Origin of the sequence: Christiangramia sp. 3-2217-3z, assembly GCF_051195275.1 — a bacterium.
GTDB lineage: Bacteria > Bacteroidota > Bacteroidia > Flavobacteriales > Flavobacteriaceae > Christiangramia > Christiangramia marina.
Genome location: NZ_JBNJLI010000002.1, coordinates 306890 through 323394 on the forward strand (window position 1 = coordinate 306890; position 16505 = coordinate 323394).

15 protein-coding genes are annotated in these 16505 nt (G+C 39.4%); 6 read left to right on the plus strand and 9 right to left on the minus strand.

Annotation, left to right across the window (positions count from 1 at the left end):
• Window positions 1-8: 8 nt before the first annotated feature.
• On the plus strand, window positions 9-2075 hold the full coding sequence (locus ACSHZO_RS04810) for a M16 family metallopeptidase (protein WP_298245994.1): 2067 nt from the start codon (window positions 9-11) through the stop codon (window positions 2073-2075).
• 45 nt (window positions 2076-2120) lie between these two features.
• Here the strand turns inward: ACSHZO_RS04810 and ACSHZO_RS04815 are convergent, their stop codons facing one another.
• The 7 genes from ACSHZO_RS04815 to mutY all read right to left on the minus strand — a co-directional run bounded on the left by ACSHZO_RS04815 (window position 2121) and on the right by mutY (window position 11064).
• A complete protein-coding gene (locus ACSHZO_RS04815; RefSeq protein WP_298245993.1) occupies window positions 2121-3017 on the minus strand; it encodes a DMT family transporter in 897 nt (298 codons plus the stop codon).
• Between the two features lie 103 nt (window positions 3018-3120).
• Window positions 3121-4446, minus strand: a complete 1326-nt coding sequence (locus ACSHZO_RS04820) for a RagB/SusD family nutrient uptake outer membrane protein (RefSeq protein ID WP_435066649.1) — start codon at window positions 4444-4446, stop codon at window positions 3121-3123.
• Window positions 4447-4453: 7 nt separating this feature from the next.
• Window positions 4454-7318 (minus strand): SusC/RagA family TonB-linked outer membrane protein, encoded by a 2865-nt coding sequence (locus ACSHZO_RS04825; RefSeq protein WP_298245991.1) that lies wholly within the window; start codon window positions 7316-7318, stop codon window positions 4454-4456.
• 200 nt (window positions 7319-7518) lie between these two features.
• Entirely contained in the window at window positions 7519-8079 is a 561-nt protein-coding gene (gene gldD, locus ACSHZO_RS04830) for a gliding motility lipoprotein GldD (RefSeq protein WP_298245990.1), read from the minus strand.
• On the minus strand, window positions 8076-9398 hold the full coding sequence (locus ACSHZO_RS04835) for a gliding motility-associated protein GldE (RefSeq protein WP_298245989.1): 1323 nt from the start codon (window positions 9396-9398) through the stop codon (window positions 8076-8078). Before ACSHZO_RS04835 ends, gldD begins: the two co-directional genes overlap by 4 nt.
• 21 nt (window positions 9399-9419) lie before the next feature.
• Window positions 9420-9902, minus strand: a complete 483-nt coding sequence (locus ACSHZO_RS04840; protein ID WP_141879004.1) for a single-stranded DNA-binding protein — start codon at window positions 9900-9902, stop codon at window positions 9420-9422.
• Window positions 9903-10011: 109 nt separating this feature from the next.
• On the minus strand, window positions 10012-11064 hold the full coding sequence (mutY, locus tag ACSHZO_RS04845; RefSeq protein ID WP_298245988.1) for an A/G-specific adenine glycosylase: 1053 nt from the start codon (window positions 11062-11064) through the stop codon (window positions 10012-10014).
• 140 nt (window positions 11065-11204) lie between these two features.
• Between mutY and ACSHZO_RS04850 the strand changes: the two genes are divergently transcribed.
• The 5 genes from ACSHZO_RS04850 to ACSHZO_RS04870 all read left to right on the plus strand — a co-directional run bounded on the left by ACSHZO_RS04850 (window position 11205) and on the right by ACSHZO_RS04870 (window position 14757).
• On the plus strand, window positions 11205-11495 hold the full coding sequence (locus ACSHZO_RS04850) for an HU family DNA-binding protein (protein ID WP_026913962.1): 291 nt from the start codon (window positions 11205-11207) through the stop codon (window positions 11493-11495).
• A 321-nt stretch (window positions 11496-11816) separates the two neighbouring features.
• A complete protein-coding gene (locus ACSHZO_RS04855) occupies window positions 11817-13355 on the plus strand; it encodes an Rne/Rng family ribonuclease (RefSeq protein WP_141879263.1) in 1539 nt (512 codons plus the stop codon).
• A 153-nt stretch (window positions 13356-13508) separates the two neighbouring features.
• A complete protein-coding gene (locus ACSHZO_RS04860; protein ID WP_298245987.1) occupies window positions 13509-13991 on the plus strand; it encodes a ferritin-like domain-containing protein in 483 nt (160 codons plus the stop codon).
• Window positions 13992-14093: 102 nt separating this feature from the next.
• A complete protein-coding gene (locus ACSHZO_RS04865) occupies window positions 14094-14294 on the plus strand; it encodes a hypothetical protein (RefSeq protein ID WP_298245986.1) in 201 nt (66 codons plus the stop codon).
• Window positions 14284-14757, plus strand: coding sequence for a regulatory protein RecX (locus ACSHZO_RS04870; protein ID WP_298245985.1), 474 nt, complete (start codon window positions 14284-14286; stop codon window positions 14755-14757). Before ACSHZO_RS04865 ends, ACSHZO_RS04870 begins: the two co-directional genes overlap by 11 nt.
• On the opposite strand, the gene ACSHZO_RS04875 is transcribed toward ACSHZO_RS04870, so the two are convergent.
• Both ACSHZO_RS04875 and ACSHZO_RS04880 read right to left on the minus strand, forming a co-directional pair.
• The gene (locus tag ACSHZO_RS04875) at window positions 14754-15617 is read right to left on the minus strand and encodes a cupin-like domain-containing protein (protein WP_298245984.1); all 864 of its coding nucleotides are present in this window, start codon (window positions 15615-15617) and stop codon (window positions 14754-14756) included. The genes ACSHZO_RS04870 and ACSHZO_RS04875 overlap by 4 nt on opposite strands.
• Window positions 15618-15628: 11 nt before the next feature.
• The gene (locus ACSHZO_RS04880; protein ID WP_298245983.1) at window positions 15629-16498 is read right to left on the minus strand and encodes a cupin-like domain-containing protein; all 870 of its coding nucleotides are present in this window, start codon (window positions 16496-16498) and stop codon (window positions 15629-15631) included.
• Window positions 16499-16505 lie beyond the last annotated feature (7 nt).

Here is a 16505-nt window from a genome sequence, read left to right on the forward strand (position 1 = left end):
TGAAAATAATGAGAAAAAATATACTAACTCTGGCAGCGTTTGCAACGCTAACAGTCGGAGTTTCAGCTCAAATTGACCGTAGCCAGATGCCCGAACCGGGTCCTGCTCCAAAAGTAAATGTGGACGAACCTGAAACTTTCAAGCTTGATAATGGAATGCAGGTAATGATCGTGGAAAACAATAAGTTGCCACGTGTTGCCATGTCTTTAAGATTTGACAATGCTCCGCATGCAGAAGGCGCCAAAGCAGGTGTTTCCGGACTAACCGGTGACCTGATTGGAACAGGAACCAAGAACATGTCTAAGGATGAATTCAATGAAAAAGTTGACTTCCTTGGTGCACGTCTAAATTTTTATGCTGGTGGTGCTAATGCAAATACACTATCTAAATATTTCCCTGATGTGCTTGCTTTAATGGCAGATGGAATCATTAATCCTGAATTTACTCAGGAAGAATTTGATAAGTCTAAAGCGAGAACTATCGACGGACTAAAAAGCAGTGAAAAGGATGTTTCTTATAACGCTCGTAGAGTTCGCTCTGCTCTAGCTTATGGTAAAGATCACCCTTACGGTGAATTCTCTACGGAAGAAACTGTAAACGCAGTGAAACTGGAAGACGTTAAGTCTTATTACAAAACCTGGTTCTCTCCTAAGAACGCTTACCTGGTAGTTGTTGGAGATGTAGATGAAGATGATGTAAAAGATCTTGTAAAAAAGAACTTTTCTTCTTGGACCGGTAAAGCAACTCCGGAAGCTAAAATCCCTGCAGTATCTAATGTAAAGCAAACAGAGATCAACTTTGTTGATATGCCAAACGCTGTACAATCTGAAATTGCTCTTGTAAATACGATTAACCTTAAGAAAAAGGACGATGATTACTTCCCGGTTCTTGTAGCTAACAAGATCCTTGGTGGTGGTGGTGAAGCAAGATTATTCCTTAACCTTCGTGAGGACAAAGGTTATACTTATGGAGCTTACTCAAGCACCGGGAATGATAAATATGCTTCAACTTTCGTAGCCAGTGCAAGTGTAAGAAATGAAGTTACAGATAGCTCTGTAGTAGCATTCCTGGACGAGGTTTACAAAATGAGAAACGAGATGGTAACAGATCAGGAACTGGCAAATGCCAAAGCTAAGATCACAGGAGATTTCGTTCTTTCATTAGAGCAGCCTTCTACTATCGCTAATTTCGCTATGGAAATAGAGACTGAAGATCTTAATGATGATTTCTACGAGGAGTATCTTGAAAGAATCGACAAGGTTACTAAAGCAGACGTTCAACGTGTTGCAAAGAAGTATTTCCTAGCAGACAATTCTAGAATTGTGATCGCCGGTAAAGGTGCCGATGTATTGGAGAATCTTGAAAAGATGACCTATAAAGGTAAAACTTACCCGATCAATTATTATAACAGATTTGGTGAGAAAACTGAAAAGCCAGAGCAAAAACAAGTTAATGCTGATATGAGCGTTGATAAGGTATACAACAAGTATATTGAAGCTATTGGCGGTCGTGAGGCTGTTGAAGGTATCGAAACTGTAAAAATGATCGCTAGTGCAAATGTTCAGGGTAGAGAACTTGGACTTGACATGACTAGAACCGCTGCTGGAAAATTAAGCCAGGAAGTAACTATGGGTGGTCAGGTTGTAAGTAAGCAGGTATTTAATGGTGAGACAGGTTTCGTAATGCAGATGGGTCAGAAAATGCCATACAACGAAGACCAGATCAAAGCTGCAAAGACAGATGCTAATGCTTTTCCAGAATTAACTGTTGGTGACGCTAAGATCGAAGGGATCGAGCAGGTAGATGGTAAAGATGCTTACGTAGTAAGTGCTGATGAGACTACAAAGAATTACTATGCTGTAGATAGCGGACTAAAAGTACAGTCTGTAAAAACAGTTAGCCAGGGAGGCCAGACAATGAGCATTCCAACTGGTTACGGTGATTACCAGGAAGTAAAAGGAGTGAAATTTCCTTTTACTATCTCACAAAGTATGGGACCACAATCTTTTGAATTTAAAGTTTCAGAAATTATGGTGAACGAAGGAGTAGAAGATGCAGATTTCTCTGTAGAATAATTATTTCTTCTGAAAAATATGAAAGCCCCGTCTCCGGGGCTTTTTTTATTTGGTGCTATTTCTTCTTCCGATAATATTTCTTGAGCGATTCACAATGAATACACCCAGCAGTATCACTAATGCCGAAATTAACTGCCAGAAACTAAAGACCTCCCCATCCAACATTCCCCAGCCAAGAGCAACAACTGGAATAGTATAAGTAACTGAAGTAGTAAATACAGGATCTGAGATCTGTATCAATTTATTGAAGATGATCATTGCCACACCGGTCCCTATGACCCCCAGTATTCCTACATATACAAGCGATAATTCAACTTTAGTAGTAATAGGCTCCAGTTCAAAAAATCCTGAAAGATACAGGATCAAAAGGGCTGGGAATAAGAGCACGAAAAAGTTCCCCGCTGTAATTCCAAGCGGACTTATATCACTCATCTTAGTCTTGAGAATATTTACGTTTACAGCGTAACATGCCGTTGCCATAATCACCAGCAGACTATAAAAGTAATTTTGATCCGGATTGATACTCGCCCCGCTAAGGATGAGTCCGAAGGTTCCTAGAAGGCCAATGATCACGCCGGTGATCTTATTCTGTGTGACTACCGCTCGAAAGAATGCAGCGCCCACTATCAGCGTTAATAATGGAGTGGTCGCATTTAATATAGAAGCGATGGCACTATCGATTTCGGTTTCAGCAAAAGCGAAAAAATATACCGGAAAGAATGATCCCAGAAATCCTGAAATTACGATCCATTTCCATTGTTTCGCATTCAGTTTCATCAAACTTCGGAAACCTACAAATATTAGAAACAGTGCTGCAAAGATGATTCTGAAAGACCCAACTTGCAAAGGACTCAATCCTACAAGTGCTTTTTTGATAAGGATAAAGGAACTACCCCAAACAATAGAAAGGATGATAAGATAGATCCACTTGATGTTTTTCAAACCTGAAATTTTAGTCCGGCGAAGATAATTTTTAAATCTTATGACAACATAAAAAAACCATCCCGCAGTACGGGATGGTCTATATCTAAAATCAGCAATATTACTAGTTTTCTGTAAGCGGAATCGGAAATTGCTCAAATACATCATCCCCTTCCCTATCGGTAGGTAATTCATCCAAACGATCATACCTGCGCACATCCAGCCAGCGATGACCTTCAGCAAACAACGAATATCTTCTTTGCATAAGCATCTCATCAATAAGAGAAACTTCAGGAGAATCACCATCATAATCATCCAGTCCTGCTGAATTCCTTATTAGATTCAAAGCTTCTACAGCTTCAGAAGGATTCTGATAAATATTTGCTTCCGCATAAAGAAGTATTAGCTCCTCATTTCTTATGATCGGGATCGCATCTATATTGGAAGTATATCTGAAAACAGCGTAATCTCCTGTTAGAAAATCGAAGGTTAAAGGTTCACTTCGCTGGGCAACTTTACTAAGTCGCTCGTCTCCATCCTCAGCATCACTCACGAAATCTGGCTGCACGATCCTTGCTCCGGCTGTTGTCGCTTCGACTGGAAAGAACAATGGATTCAGGATATCAGTTTGATCTGCACTAAAGTTGTAGTAAATACCCTCATCAAGCATGGAAGCATCCAAGGTGAGAAAACTATCTTCTAGGTAATCCAGTACCGCAGGAAAATCTTCCTGGTAGGCCGCTACCCTCGCTGCAATCGCTTTATTTGCCTCTAAGAATGATCCAGGAGTATTGAAACCTGAAAAGCCAGAAGTAAGCGTAAATGGATAGGAATCGCCTCCATTCTGTAGATCTCCCGCCGCTTCATCCAGCAAAGCTCTTATAGCAGTAAGCGCTGCATCATATCCTAAGAATGGGCCCAGATTATTTTCATCACTCGCCTCTACTCGAACACCGTTTTGATAAGTAAGATTCAAATTAAGCAGCAGTTCGTGCGCTTTCACAGTCTTTAAAAAACCTTTAGTTGCGCTAATCTCTGAGTCTGAAAATTGAGCTGAAACGTCCTGAACTTCTATAAATTCAAGGATCAAGTTCACATTTTTCACAGTTCTGTACCTGGCCGCCCATGGATTGGTAATATAAAAGGTATTATTATCCAGCACCGCGTTTTCTTTTCCTAAAAGATCTGCTGTAAATCGTGGATCTGAACTGGAAAATCTCCAGTATTCACGGCCTATCACGCCAAGATCATCATAATAAGTCCCGAGGCTTACGCGCATACTGTAAAGCACACCGCCAACCAGATCCTGAAGATCACCTCTGGTTAGATTGTCACGAAAAGCATCTACTTCCGGATTATTTAGGTCTGAAAACTCTTCAACATCGCAAGCCTGTAAACCGCTAATTAAAATGAAGAGTATGAATATTTTAGTTAATGTATTTTTCATCATCTACGTATTAAAAATTAACTGCTAAGTGAAAAAGAAATCTCTTTGAAGAAGGGAATGGAGTTACATCAACCCCGGTAAAAATTCCGTTTGCTCCAAAGTTGGACACTTCAGGATCATAACTGTTATAATCAAAAATGTTGATTAGGTTGGTTCCCGAGAATCCAAGTTTGATATTATCGATCGAACCATTTAGGAAATCGTCATAAACTTCCGCAGGAATATTATAGTATAAACCAAGCTCATGCATTCTCAAATATGAAGCATCTTCTACAAAAACCTCTGCAGAAGATCCTAACTGACTCACCCTATATGGTCCATTTCCAACCTGACCGTCTGGATCGAGATCTACGGTATCATAATCATGACTGGTTCCATTCAAATCGGTTAACAAGGTGGTAAGGTTCACATTTTCACCTCCATTTTTCCATTGCCATACAAAGGATAGATCAAAATTCTTATAGATCAACTGGGAGTTAAAACCCATTTGAAAATCTGGCTCAGCATCTCCAAACTTCTGAAATCCATTTTCACCAGGATTTGGTCCAATCCCAACGATTTGGGTAGCGCTCGATCCTTCTTCAATTCTGAAGGTTCCCAGGGTTGCTCCAAAAGCTCCAATATTAAAAGGATCTACATCAAGCCTGGTAATTTCTGAAGTGTTCTTATAGAAATTTACCCCAAGATTCCAGGTAAAATCTTCTGTAGCCACAGGAACTGCATCAAGCGTTAATTCTATACCACGGTTTCGTAACTCCCCGGCATTTACGAATTCACTGGTAAATCCTGAAGAAGGTTCCAATGCGGCCTGAAGAATTAGATCTTCAATGGTTTTGATATAATAGGTAGCAGAGAAATTAAGCCTGTTGTTAAAGAAGCTTACATCTGTACCAAATTCAAGTTCTTTCTGTCTTTCAGATTCAAGATTACGGTCTCCACGTACTCCAATTAAACTTATTCCAAGCAATCCATCTGTAGAAAAGGTATTATATGAAGTGAAAAGTGCTCCAAATGGCGGGAAATTTCCAGCCTCCCCATATGCTGCTCTTAATTTAAACTGACTCCACGGACTGCTTTCATTCCAGAATCCGAATTCGTTAAGATTTACAGCTACAGATGCTTTTGGATAATAATATAACTCGTTCGCATCACCATTATTAGAAGACTTATCCCCTCTAAGACCAACCGTTGCGATTACTTTATCCTGAAAATTCACCTCTTCCTGAACAAAGAAACCAGAATCTTCCTGCAGCAATCTCGTTTGATTCACACCAGTATTAGCCGCCTGATCTACATTGGTTTCAGAAGCAACAAGACCGGTAGCAGAGATCAATTGCGTATTCCTGTCAAAATTCTCTCTGGTCACCCCAGCCTGAGTACGGAAGTTGAGATCGTTTCCGGTAAAATAATTATGGACCAGGAATGCTGATAAGTTGTAGTTCTTGTTTTGAGTATCACCCTGAACCGCAACTCCATTCAATCCACCATTAGATGGCTTCTGAAATTGTAAGGATTTTGGAAATATCGCTCTGGTTTTTAGTCCGTAGAAATCAAGACCTCCACGAAGGATCAACTCGAGATTAGAACTTTTAGCAGTATAAAGATCAACATTAGCGGTTCCACCTACAATGAACCTGTTCACGGTCTCATTATTTCGAACCTGATCTCTGGTTTGTAAAGGATTGGAAGCTCCGGCAGGATTATCTGGATAAACACCATCTTCATTAGGGAATAGCTCAAGCCACGGTGTAGTTCCGGTAAGCGTCACCCCAATCGTAGTTCCTGAGTTATCATTATTAAAAAAACCTCTATTCGCAGATGAATGTGCATAACTGGAACTTAGTCCAAGCTTTATGAAGTCGGTTGGTTTATGGTCAAGATTCAATCTCAGGGATGTTTTCTTGTAACCTGTCCCTTTAACGATACCTTCCTCATCATTATGAGTAATCCCGGTATAAAATCGAGTCTTTTCACTACCTCCGCTCATACTGAAGTTCGTGATACTAATAAGTCCTTTTTCTCCAAAGATTTCTTTTTCATAATCTACAAGTCTGCCTTCCTGCTGAGCTTCCAGGAAACTTGCCGCGGCTTCATCGCCAAAGCTATCGCGCACACGCTGCTCGTTATAGTCACGAAGACCTAAAAGATTGTTTACTTCTGTCCATCCGGTTGCCTGAGAGAAATTGAAAATAGTTTCTCCGGCCTTACCTTTTTTAGTAGTAATGATGACCACCCCGGCGGCGGCTCTGGACCCATAGATGGCTGCGGCAGATGCTCCTTTAAGTATTTCGATATTAGCAATATCTTCCGGGTTAATATCTGCGATCCTGTTTGACGGGTTATCCTGGTTAGATGCACTACCACCTGCAGCTGCTGCAGATACTACGTTTAGCCCGGCTGCGATAGAACTATTGTCAATATAAACACCATCAATAATATAAAGTGGTTGTGTATTACCCTGAATAGAGGTCGCTCCACGAAGTTTTACCGACAGACCACCACCTGGCGCTCCGGAATTTGCACTTACCGTTGCTCCTGCGAATTTACCATATAGTGCACCATCAAGAGTGGGAGGAGGCGTTCTACCTGATATTTCACTTGCAGAGAGGGATGACACAGCATTCGCCGCATGCGCACGTTTTACTGAAGTTGCCAAACCTGTAACGACCACTTCATCGCGGGTAGCTGAAGATTCAACAAATTGAATAGTCATAGAGGAATTGGAGGTCACCCTGATTTCCTGAGTCTCAAATCCCAGGTAGGAAAAAACTAAAGTAGTAGGCAGAGATTCTACGCTAAGACTATAATTACCATCAAAATCACTCGTAGTCCCGTTCGTGGTTCCTTTCTCAATCACGTTAACGAAAGGTACCACCTCACCAGTGGCTTAGTTAATGGTCTTACCCTCCAGCACTTCCTGTGCACACATATTGTTGGGGTAAGCAGAAAGAGAATTAACCTGAGAGATACCAAATAAAATTGCCTCATAATTAATGTATTTATGGTTACATTAACAATATAAGACCTTTTTTGCTAAATAATTAAGAAATATACCGGTGAAGTATCAATAAAATATCAATTCCACTGAAGACTTTCCATTAAATGTCTAATATCCTCTTTGAGGTAATTAGCCGCAGGAACAATGGAATCATAATTCGGCAAACTATTGAAGTACACAGAACCAGTAATAAAATGATCTGTACTATCTGTCAGGTAAAACTGCGCCTGGGAGGCGGCGTTACCTTCTACCTCATATAACATGCCGTAGGTTTTATGCAGGTCGTTCGTGTACACATCCCCTTCTATAGCATCTGCTTTTACAGTATGTTGTAATGGTAGTTTCTGGGCATCGGTAAGTAAAGAATCCAGATTATTTCGAACAGGCTGATATGTAAGAAAAATCACCCCATTCATAGCATCATAATTAATGTTGATCCAACACGGAATTTTATTTCTTGAAGGCGAAATTCGAGCGTCAATGTTTTTCTCAAATGTGTACGGGCAACCAATAATAACCTGTTCATAGTGTGCATCGGGATACTCCAGCGCAAGGAAGGCTTTTGGTTTTGGTTGTACCTGGTCCTGACAGGAACCAACTAAAAACAAGAGACTTATTATAAAGAACAATTTTCTCATACAGGAGCAATGTTCAACTTGATTTGCTTGATCCTTTTATCGTCGATCACTTCAATTGAGAACGTATAATTCAGGAATATGATGTCGTCATTTTTCTTTGGAAAACCTCCGGAGATCTCAAGTAAGAATCCAGCCAAAGTATCTGCCTCTCCTTTTTGATCTTCGAAAACCGTAGGATCTTCGATTTTGGTGATTTTGTAAAAATCTTTAAGCGGAGTTTTCCCTTCAAAGACGAAGTTATTTTCGTCGAGTTTAGAATAGATAAGGTCTTCGTCATCAAATTCATCACTAATATCACCAACAATCTCTTCTATTATATCTTCCAGGGAAATAAGTCCGCTGGTTCCACCATACTCATCCACAACAATAGCAAGATGATTCTTCTTGTTTTTGAAATCATTCAAGAGATCGTCGAGTTTTTTATTCTCAGGAACAAAATAAGGTTCACGAAGCAAACTCGTCCAGACGAATTTCTTGTCATTTAAATAAGGCAACAGATCTTTGATATACAGAATCCCAATAACATTATCTACATTTTCTCGGAAGACCGGAATCCTGGAATAACCGTTTTCAATAATCTCAGGAATTATTTCGTCGTAAGGACTTTCTTCATTCAGGGCGAAAATGTCCATTCTTGGACGCATCACCTGCTTAGTATCTGTATTTCCGAAGCTAACGATACCTTGCAGGATTTTCTGTTCTTCCCGGGTTGTATCCTCTTCGCTGGTAAGTTCCAGCGCCTGGGAAAGATGATCAATGCTTATAAAAGAACGTTGTTTCCCAAATTTATCATGAAAATAGAGCGTTATGGCCCTCATTGGGGTGCTTAAAGGCGAAAATAGCGTATCCAGAATATTAATAGGATAAGCCATAAAATTGGAAAACTGCACCTTATTTCTACTCGCATATACCTTCGGAAGGATCTCTCCAAATAACAAAATCAGGAATGTTACCAGACCTACTTCAAATATAAATCGCAGATCAATGCCAAAATATGTGGTATTCATCCTTCCGAAGATATCATCGGTAAGACTATCGAATAGCAGAACAATGGCAATATTGATAAAATTATTAGCCACAAGAATCGTAGCCAGTAATTTTTTAGGTTTTTCAAGCAGACTGATGACTATATTCTGTGTCTTTGACCTCTTCCCATCTTCAGTAATGAAATTCGCGGGGGTAAGTGAAAAGAATGCTACTTCTGCTCCAGAGATCATCGCAGAACATAATAATAGCACGAATAAAGTTATCAGGCTGATAAGCTGGGTAATTCCCATTGAGGCTAGAAACAAAAGCAAACTGGGAGGTTCCGAATCCAAAGGCTGAAATTTTAGTTAAACTTAGAAGGGTAAATCGTCCTCTTCTTCTGTCTGGTTATAAGGTTCATTTCTACTTCCGGGACTTTGAGTCGCCGGTTGTTGCTGCTGCGCAGGTCTATTCTGACTCATTTGCTGATTTCCAGTAGATGGCTCTGCAGAACTTTCATTTTTAGGAGTGAGAAAAGTGAATTCTGTACAATGGATTTCTGTAGAATATCGCTCGCTTCCAGAATCATCCTGCCATTTACGGGTCTTTATACGACCTTCGATATAAACCTTGTCTCCTTTTTTCAGGTATTTTTCACAGATCTCTGCAGCTTTATTCCTAACAACTACGTTGTGCCACTCAGTATTAGTTACTCGTTCACCAGTTGTCTTGTTGGTGTAGCTTTCGTTCGTAGCAATTGGAAAACGCCCCAGCGATCCTCCACCTTCAAAATAATGCATTTTCACGTCATCTCCTGTATGCCCAATCAACATTACCTTGTTCAATGTACCTGTCATTTCAGTATAATTTTGAAGCCAACAAAGGCTTAGTAAGACTAAATTTATTCTAAAATACTAATTTTTTTTCGCCACAAAGGCAAAAACGAGCAAAGATATAAACAAGCATCTATTTATAATCCTCCGGAAGGAACTCATTTAAAAAATTTTCTATAAGTACCGGTACTGGATAATCCTTCAGGTCATTGAAATTGATGGATTCGAGGCTTTCAGCATCAATATTCACAGTCCAGAAGTTTGTGTGCAGATGTTGATGAGATAGTTTATGGACAACCTCCTTCTCATTATATATATCTAGCTCAAAATTTTGACCCCCTACGAGTTCCTGAAAATTCTCTGTATCTATAAGCTCTGCATAACCAACCGGTTTAATCGTCTCTACAAGCGGAAATTGATAAAGTCCGGACCAGATTCCCTTTCCTTTTCGTTCTTCAAGAATGGTCTGCTCACCCCTGAAGTGAGGAACCAAATAATTAAAGTATCGATGCCTGATCTTTGTTTTCCTAATCTTTACAGGCAGCTCCTTGATTTGATTATTCTTCAAAGCCAGACATACATCATTAAAAGGACAGGTCTCACACAAAGGATTTTGAGGCTTGCATTGAATGGCGCCAAATTCCATGATCGCCTGGTTAAAAGTAGCCGGATCCTTATGATCTATAAGCTCCTGCGCTAATGCTTTAAATTCTTTGATTCCTGGTGTACTATTAATAGGAGTTTCCACTCCAAAAATTCTGGATAAAACCCGGTATACATTCCCATCTACGACAGCAACCGGTTCGTTGAAACAAAAGGATGCGATAGCACTGGCTGTATAATCACCAACACCTTTTAATGTCTTAAGTTCTTTATAATGATCTGGAAAATTCCCCTCCAGTTCTTTAGAGACCCTAATCGCTGTAGTATGCAGGTTTCTAGCTCTCGAATAATAACCCAATCCCTGCCATAGTTTTAACACCTCCTGCTCCGGGGCATTGGCCAAGGCATGGACATTAGGATATGCTTCAGTAAAACGCAGGTAATAGGGCAAACCCTGTTCAACCCGTGTTTGTTGCATTATTATTTCGCTAAGCCAGATTTTATAGGGATCCTGAGTAGATCTCCATGGTAAGTCGCGTTTGTTTTGCAAATACCATTGCTTCAGTCTTTTGGAAAAAACCATAGTAAATTATGAATCTCCGCAATAATAGAGGTTTATTCCGTTATTATTAGTGGATTAGGTTTGAAATATTGCAGATTTAATTCTTATATTTGCCCCCTTGAAAAATTGAACCCCAATAATTAAATTTAAATAGCACGAAAATGACGAAAGCAGATATTGTAGCAAACATTTCAGAAAAACTGGGAATGGAAAAGGCAGACGTACAAGCTACTATAGAATCTTTTATGGATGAGGTTAAAACTTCGCTAGAAAGTGGAGATAACGTTTATCTTCGTGGTTTTGGAAGTTTTGTTGTAAAGACCAGAGCTGAAAAAACTGGAAGAAACATTTCCAAGAACACGACCATTAAAATTCCTGCTCACAACATTCCTGCATTTAAACCTGCAAAGATTTTTGTAGAAGGAGTTAAATCAAATGTTGAGGTAAAGTAAATTGAAATACCGGACGACCCGGTCTTTCCAAGAAATAAGTATTAATTTAAATGACATTGCACTATGCCAAGTGGTAAAAAAAGAAAAAGACATAAGGTGGCTACGCACAAGCGTAAAAAGAGAAGAAGAGCTAATCGCCACAAGAAAAAGTAGTGTGACAACTACTTTTTTTATTTAATTACAATCGTTCTTTGAAATTGAAACCTTCAGCAAACGAGTTTTGCTAAAAAGGTTTCTTCAGGATTCAAAACCTGTGAAAAAATAATGTTTAATCCATCTATGTCTGTAATTATTACAGGTATGGATATAAAATCTGGAAGTGTGGACAAAGAACTAATTATCCGGTCCGAACCTTCTGCTGTAGATTTTGCCTTATTAAAAGATGGAAAACTTATTGAACTTAACAAAGAGGAGGACAGCACCAAATTCAATGTTGGTGATATTTATATTGCCAAGATTCGAAAAGCTGTTCCTGGGTTAAATGCCGCATTTGTAAATGTTGGCTATGAGAAAGATGGTTTTTTACACTATCATGATCTGGGACCTCAGATCTCTTCTCTGGTAAAGTTCATCAAACGTGTAAGCACAGGTAAACTAAAAGATTATTCTTTAAAGAATTTTTCTATTGAAAAGGATATAGACAAAAACGGCTCTATTGCCGATGTCCTAAAATCCAATCAATCTCTACTGGTTCAAATAGTTAAAGAACCAATCTCCACGAAAGGCCCCAGGATTAGCTCAGAGCTATCCCTGCCAGGGCGTTATATCGTTCTCGTACCTTTTTCAAACAGGGTTTCAGTTTCTCAAAAAATTGAAAGCAAAGAAGAAAAGGAACGTTTAAAGAGACTGGTAAAAAGCATCAAACCTAAAGGTTTTGGTGTAATTGTTAGAACCGTAGCTGAAGGCAAGAAAGTAGCAGAACTGGACAGAGACCTACAGAATTTAGTTGGTCGCTGGACAGGAATGTGTAAAAAATTGTATAAACCTCATCACCCGTCGAAAGTACTGGGAGAATTGAACAGAGCCTCTTCATTGTTAAGAGATATATTCAATGATTCGTTTACTTCCATTTGCGTGGATGATGAAACACTTTATACGCAAATCAAAGATTATGTGAGCGAAATCGCTCCAGAAAAAGAATCAATCGTAAAGTTGCATCAATCCAATCAACCCATTTTCGAAAAACACGGTATCGAGAGACAAATAAAAACTTCCTTTGGGCGCACCGTATCTATGAGTAAAGGCGCCTATCTGGTAATTGAACATACTGAAGCTATGCACGTCGTTGACGTAAACTCCGGTAACCGTTCCAATAAATCCAAAAACCAGGAAGACACTGCGTTAGAGGTTAACATGATAAGTGCCACAGAAATTGCCCGGCAGTTACGCTTGCGTGACATGGGTGGTATCATTGTAGTGGACTTTATAGACATGAACAAAGCCGAAAACAGAAAGAAACTCTATGATCACCTGCGTAATGAAATGAGTGATGACCGTGCTAAGCACAAGATTCTACCTCCGAGTAAATTCGGATTGATACAAATTACCAGACAACGCGTAAGGCCTGAAATGAATATCAAGACCCGTGAGGATAATCCAAACGGAAACGGCGAGATCGAAGCACCAATTAGTTTGGTGAATAAGATCAAAGTCGATCTTGAAAAGCTTATCAAGAAAGATCATAAAAAGATCACCCTTAGCGCACATCCTTTTATTGCAGCCTTTTTAACTAAAGGCTTTCCATCTCCCCGCTCCAAGTGGTTTGTTGACCACAAAAGGTGGGTGAAAATTTTACCTCGCGATGCTTACACGTATTTAGAGTACCACTTTCACGATAATGACGGGAAAGTGATCCAATAACAAGAACGCCTTTCAAGCAATTGGAAGGCGTTTTTTTATGCCCTATTCTGAAATTGCCAATTGGCATTTGAGCAACAATTCTTTGGCATTGGTTTAACTACAGCCATTTATTCTTCCGCTTAATTTTATCTTATTAACCATTTAAAATTAATCATGAAAAATTTAAAAGATTTATTCGAACACCAACTGAAGGATCTCTACAGTGCAGAAACCCAATTATTAAAAGCTCTTCCTAAGATGGCTGAAAATGCTACCGATGCTAAGCTGAAGAAAGCATTTGAAGCACACTTGGAAGAAACCAGGGAACACCAACAACGCCTGGAAGAAGTTTGCAAGGAACTCGAAATGAAACCAACCGGGGAAACCTGCAAAGCAATGAAAGGTCTTATTGCTGAAGCTGAAGCGTTTCTAAAAGAAGATGCTGAGAAACCTGTGCGTGACGCAGGTCTAATTGCCGACGCGCAGAGAGTGGAACACTACGAGATCGCAGGCTACGGCACCGTAGTTCGATATGCTAAGGAACTCGGCTACGATAGCATCGCTAAAAAACTACAGAAAACACTTGACGAAGAATATAAAGCCGACGAGAAGCTCGACAAACTAGCAGAAAGCCGACTGAACAAAAAAGCCAAATAGTACAATCAAATAAGTATTATGAAACCTTCCTTCCAGGAAGGTTTTTTTATGTTTGAACTTTTAATTTTTAGCAATTAGAGTTCAAAATTCTATATTTGAAACATGAGAAAATTTCCTCTTCTTGTAAGCAGTGTTACCCTAATCCTGGGGTTTGCCTTCTATGGGGAGATTATTACCTTCAATTTAGGTGATACGTATTATCTAATCCCTGCGGAAGTTGCGCTATTTTCAATCTGGTTTTTAATTACTATCATTTACTGGGCGTTTCAATTGAAAAGATACCTGTCCCGAAATGAAGCATAAATTCAAATCTTATAGTGTAAGCGAAGCTTTACAGAAGCTGATGCATTTCTGCGCTTACAGAGATCGCTCTCAGAAGGAAGTAGAAGACAAATTGAATGAAATGCATATGATCGACGCCGCAAAGGAAAAGATCATCATAGAACTCATGCAAGAAGGCTTTCTAAACGAAGAACGTTTTGCCAGAAGCTTTGTAAGAGGAAAATTCAGAATTAAAAAATGGGGCCGTATTAAGATCACTCAGGAATTGAAGAAAAGGGGAATTTCGTCGCCTATCATTAAAATGGGACTTACCGAAATCAAAGAATCTGATTATCGTACAACGCTTTTTGAACTTGCTGAAAAGAAACTTGAGAAGATCAACGAACCAAATGAATACAAAAGAAAAGGTAAGCTGGCAGATCATCTAATGCGCAAGGGTTATGAGTCTTCCCTTGTTTTTGACTCCATCCAGGAAATACTTTAGTCGATCTTATTTTTGCTATGCGTATTCCTGATAGCTTGCTCATTCTTGTAATCGATCCATTTTTGTCCGCGTAATTTTCGCATATAATTATCAAAATGCCTCATAAAAACAAGGTTGTATATAGCCTTGGAAAAGTTTGTAAGCGTTCTTGGAGTTGCCCGTAAACTCATGGAAAAACCGGCAGTAAGATAGGTCATATGGTGCCAGTAACCTTCAGGCATATACAAAGTCTCTCCGTGTTTAAGTTCTGTAACGAAGCCTGTGGCTTCCTTAAGCGCAGGAAATTTGTCATAATCCGGATTCGTAAAATCTATATCCTCGCGGCTTATCAAAGCGTGTGGCACCTTATATAGATATATACTTTCAGAGGGTGGAAATAAGATACAACGCTTTGTTCCGTGGAAATGAAAATGGAGAATATTCGCATAGTCTATGTCATAATGCATAAACACCTTACTATTCTCTCCTCCAAAAAAGAGCATGGGTAATTGCTTTAAAAAACGTAGACCCATATCCGGAAACTTGAAATCTTTCTGAAGGGACGGGACCTCCTTCATTAAATGATATAGAAATATTCGGTAATTCGTAGGTTCTGACTTTAAAAGATCTACATAATCCCGCATTTTCATTTTAGTATGCGGCTCGTTGAATTTAAATTCTGAACTAATTGGGCGATCATCATACAATGGCACTTCCTTGTCCCCGGCAACATCACTTATATACTGCAGATTCCATTTTTCGTAAGCAGGCCAATCCTCGATCAAACGTTCGATAACTACTGGCTTTTGCGGTCGAACATAATCTCGCACAAAATCTGCTTTAGAAATGGTCTTAACCTTCGGTATGTTCTCAAGTCTCATAAATTCATCCTTCAATTAATACCGGCATAGCGATTTGTACGCTCAATTGCCTTGCGGTTTTTATAGTCTATCCATTTCTGACCCTTCAATTTACGCATCAAATTATCATAATTCCGCATAAATAGAAGATTAGATATAACCTCTCCCAGATCTGATGGTTTAGTTGGCAGCGATCTAAGAGTAAGCGAAAGGCTTGGGGTTTCATATTTCACCCAGTGCCACCAGTGACTGGGAATATATAGCGCGTCTCCGTGTTCTAAAGTACACTCAAAACCTCTGGCTTTTGCTAAAGCAGGATATTTTTGCAGATCTGGATCATCCATATCAATGATCTCCATACTTACTATGGAATAAGGCACCTTGTATAATAAACCTGTTTGATCTGGCGGATACAGGATAATGCGCTTTCTACCCGCAAAGTTGAAATGGAAATTATTAGCCAGATCCATGTCGTAATGCATAACAACCTTAGAACCTTCTCCTCCAACAAATAATACAGGAAGCTTCTTGAAGAATTTGATTCCCAGTTCCGGATACTTAAAATCATTAATAAGATCAGGGCAGTTCTGAAGTAAATTGAAGAAGAACATCCTAAGGTCTGAAGGACCATCTTGTAGGATATCTATATAATCTTTAAAAGGTATTTTTCGAGCAGGACCATGAGAATTAGAACGACCGCTGGCGGGTTTGCCGTCATACAAGGGAACGATTATTTCTCCCGCTTTCTCTTTGAAATAATCGAAATTCCATTTTTTACGAGCAGGCCAATCCTGGCTAAGATCCTCAATAATAACCGGCGTTCTGGGTTCAAAATATTCCCGGTGAAAATCTTCTTTTGAAAGATTGCTTCGCCTGGGAATATTTTGGAGATCCAGTTTCAATAGATAT

Excerpts from the sequence above, each read along its gene's own strand:
- ACSHZO_RS04810 (WP_298245994.1), top strand. The coding sequence starts at position 9 with ATGAGAAAAAATATACTAACTCTGGCAGCGTTTGCAACGCTAACAGTC.
- ACSHZO_RS04820 (WP_435066649.1), bottom strand. The coding sequence starts at position 4,446 with ATGATGAAAAATACATTAACTAAAATATTCATACTCTTCATTTTAATT.
- gldD (WP_298245990.1), bottom strand. The coding sequence starts at position 8,079 with ATGAGAAAATTGTTCTTTATAATAAGTCTCTTGTTTTTAGTTGGTTCC.
- ACSHZO_RS04840 (WP_141879004.1), bottom strand. The coding sequence starts at position 9,902 with ATGACAGGTACATTGAACAAGGTAATGTTGATTGGGCATACAGGAGAT.
- mutY (WP_298245988.1), bottom strand. The coding sequence starts at position 11,064 with ATGGTTTTTTCCAAAAGACTGAAGCAATGGTATTTGCAAAACAAACGC.
- ACSHZO_RS04850 (WP_026913962.1), top strand. The coding sequence starts at position 11,205 with ATGACGAAAGCAGATATTGTAGCAAACATTTCAGAAAAACTGGGAATG.
- ACSHZO_RS04860 (WP_298245987.1), top strand. The coding sequence starts at position 13,509 with ATGAAAAATTTAAAAGATTTATTCGAACACCAACTGAAGGATCTCTAC.
- ACSHZO_RS04865 (WP_298245986.1), top strand. The coding sequence starts at position 14,094 with ATGAGAAAATTTCCTCTTCTTGTAAGCAGTGTTACCCTAATCCTGGGG.
- ACSHZO_RS04870 (WP_298245985.1), top strand. The coding sequence starts at position 14,284 with ATGAAGCATAAATTCAAATCTTATAGTGTAAGCGAAGCTTTACAGAAG.
- ACSHZO_RS04875 (WP_298245984.1), bottom strand. The coding sequence starts at position 15,617 with ATGAGACTTGAGAACATACCGAAGGTTAAGACCATTTCTAAAGCAGAT.